Here is a 17,776-nt window from a genome sequence, read left to right on the forward strand (position 1 = left end):
AAGGGAAAACGACATGCGCATCGCCGTCGTAGGGGCCGGCGCCGTGGGCGGCGCGCTGGCGGGGTATCTCGCCGCGACCGGCCGGCACGAGCTGTCGCTGCTGGCGCGCGGCGCCCATCTGGCGGCCATCCGCGAGCGCGGACTGGCCGTCCAGACACCGAAAGGCACGCTGATCTCCCGGCCCCGGGCCAGCGACGATGCCGCCGACCTGGGTCCCCAGGACGTGGTGATCGTCACGGTCAAGGGGCACGGGCTGCCGGCGCTGGCCTCGTCCTTCCCGTCGCTCTGCGGACCGGACACGTTGGTGGTGGCGGCGCAGAACGGCATTCCCTGGTGGTATCTGCACGGCGCCGGCGACGGTGTCGCAGCGGAGCCGCTGGAGGTGGTCGATCCCGGCGGCGCCTTGTGGTCCGCCATCGGACCGGAGCGGGTCGCCGCCTGCGTGATCGAGGTGCTGCCCGCCCGCATCGTCGAGCCGGGCATCGTCGCCCACAGCGCCATGCCGGTGCTGGCCTTCGGGGCGCCGCGCCCGGGTGACCATGCCGAACGGCTGGCGGCGCTGGCCGACAGCTTCACCGCGGCCGGCGCCACCGCCCGGCTGCCTGCCGACATCCGCGTCCCGTTGTGGAGCAAGCTGATGCTCAATATGGCTGTCGGTCCGACCAGCGTGCTGACCGGCGGCACCATGGGCGCGATGGAGCAGGCCCCCGGCATGGCTGCCGTCCAGGGCCGGCTGATGCGCGAATGCCTGGCCGTCGCCCGCGCCTGGGGCGTCGACCTGCCCGACGACGTCGACGAGCGGCTCAGCCGCGGCAGCGGCGTTCCCGGCCACAAGCCATCGATGCTGCAGGATTTCGAGGCAGGGCGCAGCATGGAGATCGACCCCATCGTGACCGCCGTCCTTGAACTGGCCCGCCGCCGCGGCGTGCCGGTGCCGACCATTGAGACGCTGTGGGCGCTGACCGCCCTGAAGGAGCGGGTGGCGCGCGCCGGGTGATGCCGGCCGCCGCACCTGCCCTCGAACCAACAGATTTCCGGAGAAAACCCGACATGTCCCCCGACACCCGTCCGATCACCAACTTCATTGCCGGCAGCTGGCGGCCGGGCCGCGACCGGCTCGACATCTTCAATCCGTCGGACCTGGACGAACTGGCCGGTTCCTACACGCTGGCCGGTGCCGACGACGTGGCCGAGGCGGTGGCCGCCGCCCGCACTGCCCAGCCGCAATGGCGTGCCGCCACGGTGGAGCAGCGCTCCCTGGTGCTCGACGCCATCTCCCGCGCGCTGTTCGACGGCAAGGACGAGTTGGCGCGGATCGCCGCCACCGAAGGCGGCAAGACCATCCCCGACGCGCTGGGCGAGATCGTCCGCGCCGCCCATCTCGCCCGCTTCTTCTCGGCCGAGGCGCTGCGGGCGCCGGGCGAGACGCTGGGCTCCGTGCGGCCGGGGGTCGAGGTCGACGTGACGCGGGAGCCGGTCGGCGTCATCGGTCTGGTGACGCCCTGGAACTTCCCCGTCGCCACGCCGATGTGGAAGATCGCCCCGGCGCTGGCTTTCGGCAACGCGGTGATCTGGAAGCCGTCGGAAAAGACCCCCGGCATCTCCATCGCCGTCACCCGCATCATCGCGGCGGCCCTGGAAGCGCACGGCATGCCTGCGGGCCTTTTCAATCTGGTGATCGGCGCCGGTCCGAATGTCGGCGCCGCAGTGGTCGATGCGGTGGACGCGGTGTCCTTCACCGGTTCGGTCAACACCGGACGGCGCATCGCCGTGCGCTGCGCCGAACGCATGATCCGCGTACAACTCGAACTTGGCGGTCAGAACCCGCTGGTCGTGCTGGCCGACGCCGATCCCGAGCGTGCCGCCGAGATCGGGGTCAACAGCGCCTATTTCCACGCCGGGCAGCGCTGCACCGCCACCGGCCGATTCATCGTCGAGGACAGCATCCACGATGCGTTCGTCGCCGCGATGGTGGACCGGATGGCGGCGCTGCGCGTCGGCCATGCCCTGCAGCCGGAAACGCAGATCGGCCCGGTGATCGACGAGTTCCAGCTGAGCAAGAACCTGCACTATATCGACACCGGCCTTGGCGAGGGCGCCCGTCTGGCATCCGGCGGCACCCGGCTGGACCGGCCGACGCGTGGGTACTTCCTGGCGCCGACCCTGTTCACCGAGACCAGCAACGCCATGACCATCAACCGGGAGGAGGTGTTCGGCCCGGTCGCCAGCGTCATCCGCGTCAGCGATTACGAGGAGGCGCTGGCTGTCGCCAACGACACCGACTATGGCCTGTCGTCGGGCATCATCACCAACTCGATGAAACACGCCCGCCATTTCCAGGCGAACATCCAGGCCGGCATGACCATGCTGAACCTGCCGACGGCGGGCGTCGACTACCACGTCCCCTTCGGCGGCCGGAAGATGTCGAGCTACGGCCCGCGCGAGCAGGGACGCTCGGCCATCGAATTCTACACCATCATCAAGACGGCCTACCGCGCGCTGTGACGCAGGCCCGAAGCCCAGGGAGAGCTCCCTTGCCGAACGATATCCAGACCAGCGGGCAGACCAGCGGACAGGCCACCCTCCGGCCGGACTTCGCGACGGCCGTCCTTGCCCCGATCCGCGCCATCGTCGGCGAGCGGGGCCTGATCACCGACCCCGACACCATGAAGCCCTTCATGGAATCCTGGCGTGACGGCTGGGTCGGCCGGTCGCCCGCCGTGGTGCTGCCCGACAGCACCGAGGCTCTCGCCGCCGTCGTCCGCATCTGCGCCGAAACCCGCACGCCGATCGTGCCGCAGGGCGGCAACACCGGCCTGACCGGGGCCAGCCAGCCCCATGCCGACGGATCGGAGATCGTCATCTCCACCAACCGGCTGAACCGCATCCGCGAGATCGACATCGACAACGACACGATGACGGTGGAGGCCGGCTGCATCCTCGCCAACATCCAGAACGCGGCGCGCGATGTCGGCCGGCTGTTCCCGATGAGCCTAGCCGCCGAGGGATCGTGCCAGATCGGCGGCAACATCGCGACCAACGCCGGCGGCGTGCAGGTCGTGCGCTACGGCAACATGCGCAACCTCGTGGCCGGGCTGGAGGTGGTGCTGCCCGATGGGCAAATCTGGAACGGGCTGCGCGGCCTGCGCAAGGACAATGCCGGCTATGACCTGAAACAGATCTTCATCGGGTCCGAAGGCACGCTGGGCATCGTCACCGCCGCGGTGCTGAAACTCTCGCCGCTGCCGCGCGCCACCGCCACGGCGTTGGTCGCGGTGTCGGCGCCCAGCGACGCCGTCGATCTGCTGACGCGCGCCAAGGGCGTGGCGGGCGACCGCATCGTCACCTTCGAGCTGATCCAGCGCGCCTGCATCGACGTGGCTCGCAAACATGTGCCGGACGTGCCCGATCCCCTGCGCGACCGCTACCCCTGGTACGTGCTGGTGGAGCTGGCCGACCAGGAGTCCGGCAACCGTCTGGCCGAAATGCTGGAAGGCATCCTGGAGGCGGGGATGGAGGCCGGAGAGGTGCTCGACGGCGTGGTCGCCGCGTCGAAAGCCCAGGCTGATTCGCTGTGGCGCATCCGCGAGGGCATTCCGGAAGGCCAGAAGCGCGAAGGCGTATCCTTCAAGCACGACGTCTCGGTGCCGATCTCCCGCGTCGCGCGGTTCCTTGATCGCACCGACGCGGCTCTGGAACGGGCCTGCCCAGGCATCCGCCCCTTCTCCTTCGGTCATCTCGGCGATGGCAACATCCATTACAACCCAATCCAGGCGGAGGATGGCGACCCGGCCGAGTGGAAGGCCAAGCTGGCGACGGTCAACGCCATCGTCCACGACATCGTCGTCGAACTCGGCGGCTCGATCTCGGCCGAGCACGGCATCGGCCGCCTGCGCATCGACGAGATGCCGCGCTACAAATCGGCGGTGGAATTGGAGATGATGGCGACGCTGAAGCGTGCCTTCGACCCGCACAACATCATGAATCCGGGAAAGATCCTGCGCCCATCCGGAGTGTCGCCGTGATGTTCGATCATCTGAAGGATTGGGTCGGCCGGGTGGAGATGCGGACCGATACCGCCATCGCCGCACCGCTGGCCGGACTGGCCGCGACGCTGGACCACGACACTCCGCCATGGCCGGGGGGAGAGTTGCCGCCGCTCGGCCATTGGCTGCATTTCCTCCCCAATGCGCTGCAGCGGGACATTGGCGAGGACGGCCACCCGCACAAGGGCGGCTTCCTGCCGCCGGTGCCGCTGCCCCGGCGGATGTGGGCCGGCAGCGACATGCGCTTCCTGGCGCCGATCCCCATCGGTGCGGAGATGCGGCGCGCCTCCACGATCCAGTCGGTGGAGCACAAGGCCGGTCGGTCCGGCGACATGGTGTTCGTCAGCGTGATGCACGAGATCGCGACCGAAGCCGGAGTCGCCATCCGTGAAAAGCAGGACATCGTCTACCGCGAAGCCGCCAAGCCGGGCGAGACGGTTCCGCCGGCCGTGGCAGCCGAGCCGCTGCCCGCCCCCCGCTGGACCGGCAGCGTAACCCCCGACCCGGTGCTGCTGTTCCGTTATTCGGCGCTGACTTTCAACGGCCACCGCATCCATTACGACCGCCCCTACTGCCGCGAGGCCGAAGGCTATCCGGGGCTGGTGGTGCATGGACCGCTGACGGCGACCCTGCTGATGGACCTGGTGTTGCGCAATCTCGGCGGCGATCTTGGAGACCGGCGGGTCGCCGGCTTCCGCTTCCGTGCCCGGCGGCCACTGTTCGACACAGCGCCCTTCACACTGAACGCGGCGGACAGGGAGGTCGGCGAAATCGAAGGATGGGTGGTCGGCCCGGACGGTCGGGTCGCCATGACCGCCGAATTCGTGGTCACCCCATGAGCGGGCCGTTCAACGACAGGCGGCCCCGCCGCAGCTGGCTGTTTACCCCGGCGACCCGCCCGGAGCGCTTCGACCGTGCTGCCCGATCCGGCGCCGATGTGCTGATCATCGACCTGGAGGATGCCGTTCCACCGGCCGACAAGGCGGCGGCGCGCGATACGGCACTGGCCGTCCTCGCGGCACCGCCGGCCGTTCCGATCCTGCGGGCGTTGCGCATCAACGCACCGGTGACGCCCGACGGGTTGGAGGACCTGCTGGCGCTGACGCGCCGGCCGCCAAACGGCGGGCCGGACTGCGTCATCGTGCCAAAGGTCGACAGTGCCGAGACCATCCGCTGGATCGACGCGCTGCTGAGCGGCATGGGAAGGTCCGTGCCGCTGGTGGCGCTGATCGAATCGGCCCGTGGCGTCGCAGCCGCGGAGGAGATCGCCAACGCGTCGCCCCGGCTGGCTGCGCTGTTCTTTGGTGCCGCGGACCTGTCCGCCGACCTGGGCTGCGCCAGCGCGTGGGAGCCGCTGCTGTCCGCACGCTCCCGGCTGGTCAATGCCGCGGCTCTGGCCGGCATCGAAGCGGTGGACTCCCCATTCTTCGATCTGACCGATGCAGCAGGGATGCAACGGGAGGCTGCCGCCGCCCTGGCTCTGGGATTCGGCGCCAAGGCGGCGATCCATCCTGGCCAGATATCCGCCATCAACGCGACCCTGACGCCGACCGAGGCCGAAATCGCCCATGCCCGCCTTGTCGTGGCGGAAAGTGTAAAGGGTGTTGCGGTGGTCGATGGCCGCATGATCGACGAAGCGATGGCACGAAAGGCCCGCCGCATTCTGTCTCGCGCCACATCTGCTGCCCAGCCGCAAGAGGACTGATATTCATGAACATCCTTGTCCCCTGAAGCGGGTTGTCAACTACGATGTGAAGGTCCGCGTCAAGGCGGATGGCAGCGGCGACCGAGATCGTCGTGGTCTCCATCGGCCCGGCCCAGGCCCAGGAGACCCTGCGCACCGCTCTCGCCATGGGGGCAGACCGCGCCATCCTGGTGCAGACCGACGTGACAACCGAGCCGCTCGCCGTCGCCAAGGTGCTGAAGGCCCTGGTCGAGAAGGAGGCCCCCGGCCTCGTGGGCGGCGCCGTGTTCGTCGATGAAGGCGATCATTTCCTGCACGGGCGGTTGAGCTCCGCCTGGGCGAAATACGCCGACGCCTTGTGAGGGATCTCATTCGCCTGGCGCAGTTCTCGCACCTCACGCTCCAGCGCCTTGATCCGCTCCTGCCCGTCCGTTGTCGGACAAGGACGCTTGCCCCGATTACGCTCGGCCTGCCGAACCCAGTTCCCCAACGTCTCGGGATTGCAGCCGTTCTTCGCCGCGATCGAGCCGATCACTGCCCACTGCGAGGCGTGCACGCCTTCGTGCTCGAACACCATCCGAACCGCGCGCTCCCGGACTTCAGGGGCGTATTCGGGGGATGCCTGCTTCGTCATGATGACCCCGCTCTCTCAGAAGATGGGGTCTCCAGGAAACCCGGTGCGGTTCACTTGCAGCGGGCGGAGAAGCCGGCATCACCCACACCATTCGCATCTTGGGTCGCGAACCCGGCATGCCGATGGCGCTGTGCGGAATGAGCAAATTGTCGGCCATTGGGTCCGACCATCTGCTGGCGCCGGTGTAGGCGCCGTTCCGCGCGGACCGCCTTGATACGATAAAGCCGGCCCCGGGGCGAACCGGGGCCGGCTTCGGACGGCTACGACGAACGGCGATCACAGAAAGCCGGTCGAGAGCCAGGGAATTGCGGCGACCAGCACCAGTCCGACCAGCAAAGCCGCCAGATAGCCCAGGATCGGGCGCATGCCTTCATCCGGGTTGACCCGGCCAATGGCCGAGGCGACATAGAAGCCGACGCCGAAGGGCGGGGCGAACAGGCCGAGGCCCATGGCGAGGATCACCACCATCGCATACTGCACCTCGTGCACGCCCATCTCGCGGGCGATGGGGAACAGCAGCGGGCCGAACAGCACGATAGCCGGAATTCCCTCCAGAACGCTGCCGAGGATGATGAAGGCGACGATGGATACGGCAAGGAAGGTGAAAGCGCCTCCCGGCAGGCCGGCCATGAACTGCGCCAGATCGGTCGAAAATCCGGAGCGCGTCAGGCACCAGGCCATCGCCGTCGCGGTGCCGATGATGAACAGGATCGCTCCCGACAGCGCCGCGGTCTCGACCAGCATGGGAACCACCCGCCCCCAGTCGAAGCGGCGATAGACCAGCAATCCAACGGCGACGGCATAGACGATGCCGATGGTCGAAACCTCGGTCGCCGTGGCGACGCCCTCGATCACCGCGGTGCGGATGACGAAAGGGAGGGCGAGCGCGGGCAGCGCCACCACCAGGCTGCGGCCCAATTCACGACCGGTCGGCCGACGTACTCCCGACAGGTTTTCATGGCGGTAGCGGTGGCGGACAACCAGACACAACATCACCGCCAGCAGCAAGCCGGGCAGCAGGCCGCCGGTGAAGAGCGCAGCGATGGAAACGCCGGTAACCGAGCCGATGGTGATCAGTACGATGCTGGGCGGGATGGTCTCGGTCTGCGCGCCGGTCGCCGCCAGCAGCGCCACCAGATCGCCCGGTTTGGCACCGCGGGCCTTCATCTCGGGGAACAGCACCGGGGCGACTGCCGCCATGTCGGCGGCCTTCGAGCCGGAGATGCCGGACACCAGATACATCGCGCCGATCAGCACATAGGACAGGCCGCCGCGGACATGGCCGAGCAGGTTGGCCAGCACCGCCACCATGGCGCGGGCCATGCCGGTCATCTCGATCAGCAATCCCAAGAAGACGAACAGGGGCACCGACAGCAGGATCAGGTGTGACATGCCCTCATCCATCCGGCCGACGACGACCAGCAGCGGCACCCTGGTGGTCAGGGCGAGGTAGCCGAAGCTCGACAGGCCGAAGGCGAAGGCGATGGGCACGCCGGCGAACACGGCCCCTGCAACCACGAGCACAAAGAAGACCAGCAGGTTGAGCTTGCCGAAATCGACCAGCATTGGTTGGAGGACGAAGAACAATGCGGCGATCGCCGCGACCGCCGCCACTGCACCCGTCACCAGCTTGAGATCGCCCACCCGTGCGAGGCGGATCAGAGCCGCCGCGATCATCAACCCGAGACCGGTCGGCAAGGCAGCCGCGCGCCACATGTTCGAGATCTGCAGAGCCGGGGTGGTGATCTCCAGCTCCTCCCAGGCGAATTCGCCGGCCGGCATGATGACCAGCAGCAGGAAACAGAGGGCCGCCGCCACCGCGAAGACATCGAGAAACGCCCGCACGCGTGGCGATGCCCAACTGACGAATGCGGTCATCCGCATATGCTCGCCACGGCGGAAGGCGACAACGGTCCCCAGCATCGCCAACCAGAGGAACAGGATCGACGCCAGTTCGTCCGACCAGGTGATCGGAGCGTGGAGCACGTAGCGGGCGATGATACCGGTGAAGAGAATCACCACTTCCGCGGCCACCAGAAGCGCCACCGGCAGTTCGGATAGCCAGCCCAGAAGCCGGTCGGCATGCGCCAGCCACCGGCTGGCGCTGTCGGGCGAGCCGGCGGTGGACTTGTGATCCACCACCGCCGTCATGTCAGCGCCCCTACCGAACTTTCCAGGGCGCTCCAGGCCTCTTCACCGTATTTGGCCTTCCATTCTTCGTAGAAGCCTGACTTGCGCAGGGCTTCCCGGAATGGCGCCGGATCGACCTTGTTGAAGGTCAGGCCCTTCTGCGAGAGCGAACCTTGCAGCGCCTCGTTGAGGCCGGCGATGTCCTGGCGCTGCTGCAGCGCGCCGTCGTTCAGGTTCCGGCTGACGATCTGCCGCAAATCCTCGGGCAATCCACGCCAGGAGCGGCCGTTGGTGACGATCCATGAACCGTCCCAGACATGGTTGGTGATGGAGCAGAATTTCTGCACCTCGTAGAACTTGGCAGTGTCGGCCACCACCAGCGGATTCTCCTGTCCGTCGACCACGCCGGTCTGCAGTGCGGCATAGACCTCGCCCAGGTTGATGCTGGTCGGCGACGCACCCAGCCCCTTGAACAGCGATACATAGACCGGGCTGACCGGGACGCGGATCTTGAAGGCCGCCAGATCGGCCGGCCCGGTGATCGGCTTGGTGCTGGTGGTGATCTGACGGAAGCCGTTGTCCCAGATGCGGTCGAAGGCGTGGAGGCCGGCCTTGTCGAAACCTTTGCGGATCACCCCGCCGAGTTGGCCGTCCATCGCCTTCCAGACGGCATCATAGTCCTTGAACGCGAACCCCATGCCGTTGATCGACGCAACCGGGACCAGGGTCGATAGGATCAGACCGCCGGTGCTGAAGAACTCGATGCCGCCGGAGCGCACCTGCGCCAGCAGGTCGCTGTCGCCGCCGAGTTGGCTGTTGGGGAAGACGGCGATGTCGACCTTGCCGCCGGTCTCCTTGCGGATGCGTTCGGCCGCTTCGACAGCGCGGACATGCAGCGGGTGGCTCGCCGGGAAGCCATGGCCGAACTTCCATGCGAATTCCGCGGCATGCGCCTTTGAAATGAAGGGTGCGGCCAGGGCGCCCACCGCGGTAGCGGCCAGAAACTGCCTACGCTTGATCAACATCTTGGTTCCCTCCCTTTTTGTGTTCTCTCGTCCGGTTTGCCCTCCGTGCCGGCCGGCCCTTACCGGCCCGACGGCGATCCTGGGCGACGCCCCTCCACTGCCGCCGCGAGGATGCCGCGCACGGCTTCTTCGGTCACCGGTCCGGGGTTGTAGCTGTTGTCCGTCTCGACGGTGATCCGGGCGGCCTCCTCGATCCGGTCGGCGGAAAAGCCGACCTCCGTCAGCCGCGTCGGCAGGCCGACCGTTTCCATCATGTCGAAAATGGCGGCGCCGATGTCTTCCACGCCGATGGCGGCGGCAAGCCGGTCCATCGCCTGGGGGGCGAAGGGTGCATTGTAGGCTGCGACATGGGGCAGCACCAGCGCATGGGACAATCCGTGCGACACGCCGTAGGTGCCGCCCAGGACATGAGCGACGCCATGCTGGAGCGCGAAGCCGCCGGCCAGCGCCGCACCGGCGAGGTGGGCGCCGTACAGCAGGTCGGCACGCGCTTGCCCATCGTCCGGACAGGCCGCCACCCGCGGCAGCGCGTCCATGATCGCCCGCGCGCCTTCCATCGCCGCCGGCACGATCACCGGGCTGATGGTGGGGGTGTAGATGGCATCGACACAATGGGCGAGCGCGTTCATTGCGCTGGCCGTGCTGACGTCCACCGGCAGCCCGAGCGTCAGCGAGGGGTCATAAACAACGGTGCCGGCCAGCATGCGCAGGCTCTGGTGCATCCGCTTGACGCCGTCGATGGTGATCCCGCAGAAGCCGGTCATCTCGGAGCCGGAATAGGTGGTCGGCACGGCGATGATCGGCAGCCCGAGTTCCAGCGCGATGGCTTTGCCCAAACCGATAGAGGCTCCGCCACCGACGCTGACCAGGCAGTCGGCGCCCATGTCGCGCGCCTTGGCCCGGCCCCGGATGGCCAGTTCGATGGGTACCTGGGAAATCGCTTCCGGCAGGATGCCGATACAACGGCTTCCAAGGCGGTCGGCGACACGGCCGCCCATGGCGCTACGGCCGGGAGTGGAGACGACGAGCGCATGCTTCGCGCCCAGCCGCTCCACCTCCGCGTCGATCCGGTCGATGGCCCCGGCTCCGAAGACGACCCGCGATGGCAGCGCGTTGAACACGTCGCCGGGGGTGCTGAATTCTCTCATGATGGAAATCCGTCCGATAGGTCGGTGAGGGCGGCGCTTACCAATCGACGATGGTGCCGTCGTCCAGAATGGCCGAGGTCGTGTGCATCACCTCCGGCTTGAACGGGTGCTTCGCCGCCTCCGTCTCGTTCACCTCGATGCCGAAGCCGGGGGCGTCGGGCACCTCCCAATGGCTGCCGGTGCGGCGGATCGGGGTCTGCACCACATCGTCGTACCAGGGCACCGCGCCGCTCATCTCCTCCTGGATGACGAAGTTCGGCGTGGAGATGTCGAAATGCAGGGCGGCGACGCCGGCCAGCGGACCGTTGGGATTGTGCGGGGCGATGCCGATCAGGTCGGCTTCCGCCAGCGCCGCGATCCGCTTGCCTTCAAGCAGGCCGCCGGTGTGGTTCAGGTCGGGCTGGGCGATATGGACCGCCTTCTGGGCGAAGACCGGCTGGAACTCCTTCAGCCCGACCAGCCGTTCGCCGGACGCGATCGGGCAGTCCGCCTGCTCGGCGATGCGGCGCAGCGCCTCGGTATCGCCGGGCTGGACCGGCTCCTCGCAGAACATCGGCCGGTAGGGCTCCAGTTCGCGGATGTAGCTCATGGCGGCGGCGATGGAGCCGGGGCGGCCGTGGAAGTCGATCATGATGTCGACGCCGTCGCCCACCGTGTCGCGCAGCGCCTGCATCATCTTGCCGACATGGCGCTGGGCCGGAATCGGCGCGCTGTGGGCGCCATAGGGAATGAACACGACCTTGAGCGCATCGTAGCCCTTCTCCGTCACCGCCGCGGCCCGTTCCTTCAGCGAGCCGACGTCGAAGGTTTCGTAGACCGACTTCATCTCGCCAAGGCCGAGATGGGTGTAGACGCGCACGCGGTCACGAACTTTGCCGCCGAGCAGGCGCCAGACCGGCAGGCCGACGCTCTTGCCGAAGATGTCCCAGAGCGCGTGCTCGATGCCGCTGATCGCCGTCACGCCGACCATGCCCAGCTTGTAATAGCTGAACTTGTTCATCGCGCGGACGCACTGCTCGATGTCGCGCGGATCGCGTCCCAGCACGGTCGGTTCCAGATCCTCGACGGCGCCGGTGACCGCCCGCGTCTTCCAGTTCAGACTGGCCTCACCCCAGCCATAGAGGCCGGGTTGGTCGGTCAGCACCTTCACGAAGATCCAGTTGCGCATTTCGGCGTTGACGACGAAGGTCTTCACGCCGGTGATCTTGATCGGCACGCCGGCGCTCCGGCGGGCGAGGTCCTCGGTGTCTCGGATCATGGAATGCTCGTGTTTTGGATGGCGGGAGGCGATGCCGGAGCAGGTGCCCGCACGAGGTTCAGCAGCGGCTCGCCGGCGGCCAGCCGGTCGATGTTTTGGGCAATGAACGCATAGCGGCGTTCGGGCAGCCGGCTCGTCCAGGCCGACGAATGCGGGGTGCAGACGGCGTTGGGCAGATCCTCGAAGCGGAAGCTGGCGGGCGCCACCTGGTCGTCGGCTCCTGCCGGATAGCCGTACCAGACATCGAGCACCGCACCGCCGATCGTCCGGCGCGACAGCACATCATACAGCGCCTCCTCGTCGACGATGGGCGCGCGCGATATGTTGATCAGCACGCCCGTCGGCTTCATGGCCGCGAGTTCGGACGTCCCAATCAGCCCGCGGGTCTGATCGGTCAGCGGGCAGGCGATCACCAGGAAATCGGATTGCGCCAGCAAATCCGGCAAGCGTTCCGGCGGCAAGATCGCCTCGGCCAGACCGTCGGAGTCGGTGGCGAACTGGTCGACCGCGAGGATGCGCATGCCGAAAGCCGCCGCCCGCCGGGCTATTGTACGCCCGATCCGGCCGAACCCGATGAGGCCCAATGTCAGGCCGTGGATCTCCCCGTGGGGCACCCGCGCCCGGTAGACATCGGACCATGTGTCCGTGGCGAAGGATCTGCGCAGAGTGTCGGGGCGGATCTCCCAATTCAACATCGCCGCCGTGACGAACTCGGCGATGGGAATTTCATGCTCGAAGACGTTGCAGATGCTGGCGCCGGATGGCAGTGAAGCCATGTCGATGCTGTCCAGTCCGGCCCCTGGCACATGCAAAAGGCGAAATTCAGGTGATGTTTTGCCGCCTCGGGAGAACCGCAAAGACACGATCACGTCGTCTGCGGTGATTGCGGAATCGAACTGGGACGAATGGGCGGCTTCACGGGGAAGGGGTATGATGTCGCAGGGAGTCGTCAGGAAAGCGGCCAGCTTGTCCTTGTGATTGGCAGCCTCCCCAATCATGAAGACTTTCATTGGCTTTATCCTCCGTTGCACGAACGATAGAGCCAACGAATTGAGTAGGTCCAACTTTTAAAAATGATTGATTGATAAGAAAAAGTTTTCACCGACTGGTGTTTGCACCTTCGGTGATCGGGTTGAAAGGCTGACCGTTCAGGAGACCAGTTCGCCCACCGCGGTCGCGACGTCCAGAAATGTCTGAATGGCGGGAGAGGTGTCGTCGCTCTGGTAGGCAACCCCGAGCGTCAGGTGGGGTGCCGGCCCGTCGAGCGGACGATAGACCACCCCGGGCCGTGCGAATTGCTGAAGATCGGAGGCGATGAGGCCGATCCCGAAATCCGCTGCGGCCAGCGCGATAATCGACTGCGCCGGGGAGGCTTCAAGAATCAGCTCCGGACTGAATCCCGCCTGCTGGCACAGGCTGATGATCTCATCGTAGAGGCGTGGGCCGATCACGCGCGGGAAGATGATGAAGCGTTGCCTGGAGAGATCATCCAGCCGCAGGCGCGGCCGTTCGGCCAATGGGTTGCGGTCCGACAGCACGACATTGAAACGCATGCGCGCGATGGGGTGCGACGACAGCGACTGATCGTCGAGCGGGGGATGGAAGATGCCGACATCGATCGCTCCTGCCCTCAAGGCTTCTTCCTGCTCCGACGTCGTCATGACATGGACGTTCACGCCGAAATTGGGCAGTGCCATGCGGAACCGGTGCATGATCTCGGGGAAGACGATGTAGAGCGCCGGTGCGGTCATACCGACCGACAATTGCCCGATTTCGCCGCGATCCGTCTGACGCGCGAGCTGCGCGGCCCGTTCCATCTGATTTAAAATCTTCCGGGCTTCGCCCAGGAAGGTCTCGCCGGCTCTCGTCAGGGAAACGCGCCGCTTGTTGCGGTGGATCAGCTGAACCTGCAGCTCTTCCTCCAGTTGGCGCAATTGCTGGCTGAGGGCGGGCTGCGTGATGTGGCACCGCGCGGCGGCACGGTGGAAATGCAGCTCTTCGCAGAGCGCGACAAAGAACTGGAGCCTGCGACGATCCATGATGCGGAGATAAGATCATCCAGCCGAAGCTGTAAAGGCAGGATGAGCGGCCCGGCCTTCCGGCGATGTTCGGCTCGCAGGCCAGGGCGATGTTTGCGCTTTGATGATTTCAACAAGGAAACATGTTGATAAGCGCAGGAACTGTATGGTTGCAGTTGTGCGCTGTTCCAGACATGAGCCTGAAACGAGAGGAGAGTGCCGGCCGCCGATCCCTCTTCAGATCTTCTTGCTCGGGTGGGATTTGGTATACCATATCGATGACGCGGTGAATGATACCCTCGCATCCGGCCCTTCGCCGCGAAAGACCAACATCGGGGAGCCGACGGAGACCATGCGCAACTTCGAAGAACCCGGCCGTTCGCTCGCCATGGGCCGCAACGGCATGGCCGCCACCTCGCACCCGGCGGCAACCCTGACGGCGGTCGAGATTCTGAAGGCCGGCGGCACCGCGATCGATGCCGCCGTGGCGGCCTGCGCGGTCCAGAGCGTGGTCGAAGCTGGATCGACCGGGATCGGCGGCGACTGCTTCGCCATGGTCGCTCCGCTGGGTGGGACCGACATCCGCGCCTACAACGGCTCCGGCCGCACCCCGGCGGCGATGACGCTGGAGCGCTTGCGGGCGGCGGGCGTCACTGCGATCGACCGCCACTCTCCCCACGCGGTCACGGTGCCGGGCGCGGTGGATGCCTGGACGCGGCTGGTCGCCGACCATGGCCGCCTGCCTCTGAACGAGGTCTTCGCCCCGGCCATTGCCATGGCGCGCGAGGGCTACGTCATCACGCCACGGGTCTCACACGACCTCGCCCAGCAAACCGATCTGCTGCGCCGGGATCCGACCGCCGCCGCCACCTTCCTGGTGGACGGAGAAGCCCCTGCGGCCGGCACCGTCCAGACCCAGCCACTGCTGGCCGACACGCTGGAGGCAATCGGGCGCGAGGGACCGGACGCCTTCTACCGCGGCGCCATAGCCAAGGACATGGCGGAGTCCCTGCGGGCGGCGGGCGGCTTTCATAGCCTGGAGGATTTCGCTGGGGCCAAGGGCGAGTACGTGACGCCGATCAGCACCGACTATCGCGGCCGCACCATCCATGAATGCCCGCCGAACGGACAGGGCATCATCGCCCTGATGATCCTGAACATCCTCAAGCGTTTCCGGCCGGCCGGCGATCCGCTCGACCCCGACAGCCTGCATGTGGAGATCGAGGCGACGCGGCTCGCCTATGCCGCGCGCGACGCCTTCCTGGCCGATCCGGCGCAAACCGGACTGTCGATGGTGGAGCATCTGCTGTCCGATGCGCTGGCCGACCAGCTGGCCGCCCGGATCGATCCCGCCCGCGCGCTGGAGATCGGCGGGGTGTTCGACGGCGTCGAGCACAAGGACACGGTCTACATCGCCGTAGTCGATAAGCACCGGACGGCAGTCAGCTTCATCAGTTCGATCTTCCATCCCTATGGCAGCGGGCTGATGGCGCCCCGCTCCGGTGTGCTGTTCCACAACCGGGGCCAGAGCTTCTCGCTGGTCGACGGGCATCCCAACATGGTGGCACCGCGCAAGCGGCCGATGCACACCATCATTCCGGGCATGGTCACCGAAAACGGGCGCGTCAGCCTGACCTTCGGCGTCATGGGCGGGCATTATCAGGCGATGGGCCATGCTCATTTCCTGTCGAAGCTGTTTGATCACGGCCTGGACATCCAAAGCGCCATCGACCTGCCGCGCCTCTTCCCCCTGCCCGGCACCCGCACCGTGGAAGCGGAGACGGCGATCCGCACCAAGACGGGGGCGGAGTTGGCCCGCCGCGGCTTCACCGTGACGGCCCCCAACTGGGCGATCGGCGGTGCCCAGGCCATCGCCATCGATTGGGAACATGGAACCCTATTGGGCGGCTCTGACCACCGGAAGGACGGGTGCGCGCTGGGATATTGATAGGTCACCGCCACCCGCGTCGTGCCGAAGGACCGTGGTCGCCGCACCACGGCCTTTCGAGGTGCCGTCAGGTTTTCGGTCGAGATCATCAGCGAAGCGGTGTGGCCGGTTCACTTATGTCGATAGCCGCAGATAGAAGGTCGGCAGCACCTCCGGCAGCTTTTCGGCGCGGTCGATCACCATGACGTTGCGCGCCCCGAACATTCGGGTCAGATAATCGCGGCCCTGCGGATCGAGCCCGATCACGAAGCAGTCGATCCCCCGCGACGCCAGCCCCAGCACGGCACGGCGGGCGTCGTCCAGCAGATAGCGGCGGTCGGCGACGTCGATGTCCGACGGTTCGCCGTCGGTCACCACCAGCAGCAGGCGGCGATGGGTCGATTGCTGCTCCAGCAGCCGTCCGGCATGGCGCAGGGCGGTGCCGAGCCGGGTGGACAGGCCGGCCCTCAATCCGGCCAGCCGCCCCTTGGCCGCGGCATCGTAGGGTTGGCGGAAGGCCTTGATCCGGTAATAGCTGACGTCCTGCCGTCCGTTGGAACGAAAGGCATGGATGGCGAAGGGATCGCCCAGTTCGTCCAGCGCCTGGGCGAACAGGGTCGCGGCCTCCCGCTCCACCGACAGCACGCTGCGTCCGCCCCCGGCGATCGGATCGTCGGTCGAGGCGGAGACGTCGAGCAGCAGCAGGACCGACAGGTCGCGGTTGCGGCGGACCAGCACCTCGTGCACCCGCGGATCGGGAGCCTCGCCGCGGCGGTGGCTGACCATCGCGTCGATGCAGGCGTCCAGATCCATGCGATCGCCCTCCGGCTGACGGCGCAGGCGCACCGGCCGGCTGACCTTGGCCGAGCGGACCAGCGCGGTCAGCCGGTCGGCGGTCGCCTGATGACGCTCGACGATGCGGGCGATGGCGGCGGGGTCGCCGGTCTCGGTCCGGCGTTCGTTCAGCACGACCCAGTCGGGGCGGTCGATGCCGACGCGGTAGTCCCATTCCGGGTAGCGCAGCGGCGGGGCGGTGATCTCCTCCTCCCCCACCGCGCGGGCGGGGACATCGGTGGCGGACAGTCTGGCCGGGGTGGCACCCTCCCCCACCTGATCGTCGGGGCGGCCATGGTCGCGCTCCTCCTGCTCGGTGCGGAAGGCCTCGAAAACGGTTTCGGCATCGCTGGGCGGGGTCGGCGGCACTTCGCCATGGTCCCACAGGCCGAGATTGTCGTCGCGGTAGGCGGGCTCGACGACATAATCCTTGGAATTGAACTGTACCCGCATCTGGCCGAGATCGTTGCCCAGCAGCCCGCCGATCCGGCGGCTGAGCGCCGGGCTGTCCCACTCGGACTCCGCCGCAAAGAACAGGCGCTTGCCCTTGGCGACCCAGGCGTCGTCGTCACGGTAGTCGGGATCGATCAGCGCGCGGGCCAGCCGTGCCATCAAAGCGGGCGCGGTGCCGGCGCCATTCGGCTCGGCGACGTGGAAGGGCCGCCAGACCCGCAGCAGGCCGGGATGCTCGCGCATCGCCAGATGCTCGACGCGGGCGTCCTCGATCAACGAGACCAACGCCAACTGCATCGGCTTCAGGCCGGCGGCCGGGAAGCGCGGACCGGTGAAGCGCAGATGCGCCCCGGCATGGACCAGGGCCGCGCGGAACAGCGCGCCGGAGCGGCGGCCATCGACGCCGCGGAAGGTTCCGGGCATCCAGATCAGCCCGTCCGAGATGCTGACGCGGCGCGGCGGATTGCCGGCTCTATCCGGCTTGGCATGGCGGATCGGCACCCGCAACCGCCACAGGGCGACCAGATAGGCGACCAGACGGCGCTCGACGGAGGAAAAGGCGGTGTCTGCGGGAAATTGGTCTGCGGGAAATTGGCGCGACTGGTCGTCGGGCATTTGG

Annotated in this window: 13 protein-coding genes, 2 pseudogenes and 1 other annotated feature; of the genes and pseudogenes, 7 read left to right on the plus strand and 8 right to left on the minus strand. The window is 67.2% G+C overall.

Going from position 1 to position 17,776, the window contains the following annotated elements:
* The first annotated feature begins 13 nt into the window (after window positions 1-13).
* The 6 genes and pseudogenes from TSO5_RS25575 to TSO5_RS25600 form a co-directional block, all read left to right on the plus strand.
* Window positions 14-997: a 2-dehydropantoate 2-reductase gene (locus TSO5_RS25575; RefSeq protein WP_109154271.1), complete on the plus strand. Its 984-nt coding sequence runs from the start codon at window positions 14-16 to the stop codon at window positions 995-997.
* Window positions 998-1,050: 53 nt separating this feature from the next.
* Complete coding sequence (locus TSO5_RS25580) at window positions 1,051-2,505, plus strand: aldehyde dehydrogenase family protein (protein ID WP_109154272.1); 1,455 nt, start codon at window positions 1,051-1,053, stop codon at window positions 2,503-2,505.
* 29 nt (window positions 2,506-2,534) lie between these two features.
* Window positions 2,535-4,025 carry an FAD-binding oxidoreductase gene (locus tag TSO5_RS25585; RefSeq protein WP_247870968.1) on the plus strand — a complete coding sequence of 497 codons (1,491 nt, stop codon included), beginning with the start codon at window positions 2,535-2,537 and terminating at the stop codon, window positions 4,023-4,025.
* A complete protein-coding gene (locus TSO5_RS25590) occupies window positions 4,025-4,885 on the plus strand; it encodes a MaoC family dehydratase N-terminal domain-containing protein (protein WP_109154273.1) in 861 nt (286 codons plus the stop codon). Before TSO5_RS25585 ends, TSO5_RS25590 begins: the two co-directional genes overlap by 1 nt.
* The gene (locus tag TSO5_RS25595) at window positions 4,882-5,751 is read left to right on the plus strand and encodes an aldolase/citrate lyase family protein (RefSeq protein ID WP_109154274.1); all 870 of its coding nucleotides are present in this window, start codon (window positions 4,882-4,884) and stop codon (window positions 5,749-5,751) included. Before TSO5_RS25590 ends, TSO5_RS25595 begins: the two co-directional genes overlap by 4 nt.
* A 1-nt stretch (window position 5,752) precedes the next feature.
* A pseudogene (locus TSO5_RS25600) lies at window positions 5,753-6,005 on the plus strand (electron transfer flavoprotein subunit beta/FixA family protein); the annotation flags it as partial.
* Window positions 5,981-6,080, minus strand: a sequence feature (AL1L pseudoknot). It overlaps the preceding pseudogene by 25 nt.
* Here the strand turns inward: TSO5_RS25600 and TSO5_RS25605 are convergent.
* The 7 genes and pseudogenes from TSO5_RS25605 to TSO5_RS25635 form a co-directional block, all read right to left on the minus strand.
* Window positions 6,003-6,364: pseudogene (locus TSO5_RS25605) on the minus strand (transposase); the annotation flags it as partial. Its footprint overlaps the feature before it by 78 nt. The pseudogenes TSO5_RS25600 and TSO5_RS25605 sit on opposite strands and share 3 nt — an antisense overlap.
* A 276-nt stretch (window positions 6,365-6,640) precedes the next feature.
* Entirely contained in the window at window positions 6,641-8,515 is a 1,875-nt protein-coding gene (locus TSO5_RS25610; RefSeq protein WP_109154275.1) for a TRAP transporter large permease subunit, read from the minus strand.
* Window positions 8,512-9,519 (minus strand): TRAP transporter substrate-binding protein, encoded by a 1,008-nt coding sequence (locus TSO5_RS25615; protein ID WP_109154276.1) that lies wholly within the window; start codon window positions 9,517-9,519, stop codon window positions 8,512-8,514. The genes TSO5_RS25610 and TSO5_RS25615 overlap by 4 nt, the downstream gene beginning before the upstream one ends.
* A gap of 59 nt (window positions 9,520-9,578) precedes the next feature.
* Entirely contained in the window at window positions 9,579-10,667 is a 1,089-nt protein-coding gene (locus TSO5_RS25620; protein ID WP_109154277.1) for a maleylacetate reductase, read from the minus strand.
* A gap of 37 nt (window positions 10,668-10,704) precedes the next feature.
* On the minus strand, window positions 10,705-11,925 hold the full coding sequence (locus TSO5_RS25625) for an enolase C-terminal domain-like protein (RefSeq protein ID WP_199231014.1): 1,221 nt from the start codon (window positions 11,923-11,925) through the stop codon (window positions 10,705-10,707).
* On the minus strand, window positions 11,922-12,935 hold the full coding sequence (locus tag TSO5_RS25630; protein ID WP_109154278.1) for a 2-hydroxyacid dehydrogenase: 1,014 nt from the start codon (window positions 12,933-12,935) through the stop codon (window positions 11,922-11,924). The genes TSO5_RS25625 and TSO5_RS25630 overlap by 4 nt, the downstream gene beginning before the upstream one ends.
* A gap of 138 nt (window positions 12,936-13,073) precedes the next feature.
* The gene (locus TSO5_RS25635; RefSeq protein WP_109154279.1) at window positions 13,074-13,964 is read right to left on the minus strand and encodes a LysR family transcriptional regulator; all 891 of its coding nucleotides are present in this window, start codon (window positions 13,962-13,964) and stop codon (window positions 13,074-13,076) included.
* 331 nt (window positions 13,965-14,295) lie between these two features.
* On the opposite strand from TSO5_RS25635, the gene TSO5_RS25640 reads away from it, so the two are divergent.
* The gene (locus TSO5_RS25640; RefSeq protein WP_109154280.1) at window positions 14,296-15,891 is read left to right on the plus strand and encodes a gamma-glutamyltransferase family protein; all 1,596 of its coding nucleotides are present in this window, start codon (window positions 14,296-14,298) and stop codon (window positions 15,889-15,891) included.
* A 114-nt stretch (window positions 15,892-16,005) separates the two neighbouring features.
* Here the strand turns inward: TSO5_RS25640 and TSO5_RS25645 are convergent, their stop codons facing one another.
* The gene (locus tag TSO5_RS25645) at window positions 16,006-17,772 is read right to left on the minus strand and encodes a VWA domain-containing protein (RefSeq protein WP_109154281.1); all 1,767 of its coding nucleotides are present in this window, start codon (window positions 17,770-17,772) and stop codon (window positions 16,006-16,008) included.
* Window positions 17,773-17,776: the final 4 nt, after the last annotated feature.

This window comes from Azospirillum sp. TSO5, assembly GCF_003116065.1.
Lineage (GTDB): Bacteria > Pseudomonadota > Alphaproteobacteria > Azospirillales > Azospirillaceae > Azospirillum.

Coding starts and splice junctions, on each gene's coding strand:
- TSO5_RS25575 (WP_109154271.1), top strand. CDS start 14: ATGCGCATCGCCGTCGTAGGGGCCGGCGCCGTGGGCGGCGCGCTGGCG.
- TSO5_RS25580 (WP_109154272.1), top strand. CDS start 1,051: ATGTCCCCCGACACCCGTCCGATCACCAACTTCATTGCCGGCAGCTGG.
- TSO5_RS25590 (WP_109154273.1), top strand. CDS start 4,025: ATGTTCGATCATCTGAAGGATTGGGTCGGCCGGGTGGAGATGCGGACC.
- TSO5_RS25595 (WP_109154274.1), top strand. CDS start 4,882: ATGAGCGGGCCGTTCAACGACAGGCGGCCCCGCCGCAGCTGGCTGTTT.
- TSO5_RS25610 (WP_109154275.1), bottom strand. CDS start 8,515: ATGACGGCGGTGGTGGATCACAAGTCCACCGCCGGCTCGCCCGACAGC.
- TSO5_RS25615 (WP_109154276.1), bottom strand. CDS start 9,519: ATGTTGATCAAGCGTAGGCAGTTTCTGGCCGCTACCGCGGTGGGCGCC.
- TSO5_RS25620 (WP_109154277.1), bottom strand. CDS start 10,667: ATGAGAGAATTCAGCACCCCCGGCGACGTGTTCAACGCGCTGCCATCG.
- TSO5_RS25625 (WP_199231014.1), bottom strand. CDS start 11,925: ATGATCCGAGACACCGAGGACCTCGCCCGCCGGAGCGCCGGCGTGCCG.
- TSO5_RS25630 (WP_109154278.1), bottom strand. CDS start 12,935: ATGAAAGTCTTCATGATTGGGGAGGCTGCCAATCACAAGGACAAGCTG.
- TSO5_RS25635 (WP_109154279.1), bottom strand. CDS start 13,964: ATGGATCGTCGCAGGCTCCAGTTCTTTGTCGCGCTCTGCGAAGAGCTG.
- TSO5_RS25640 (WP_109154280.1), top strand. CDS start 14,296: ATGCGCAACTTCGAAGAACCCGGCCGTTCGCTCGCCATGGGCCGCAAC.
- TSO5_RS25645 (WP_109154281.1), bottom strand. CDS start 17,772: ATGCCCGACGACCAGTCGCGCCAATTTCCCGCAGACCAATTTCCCGCA.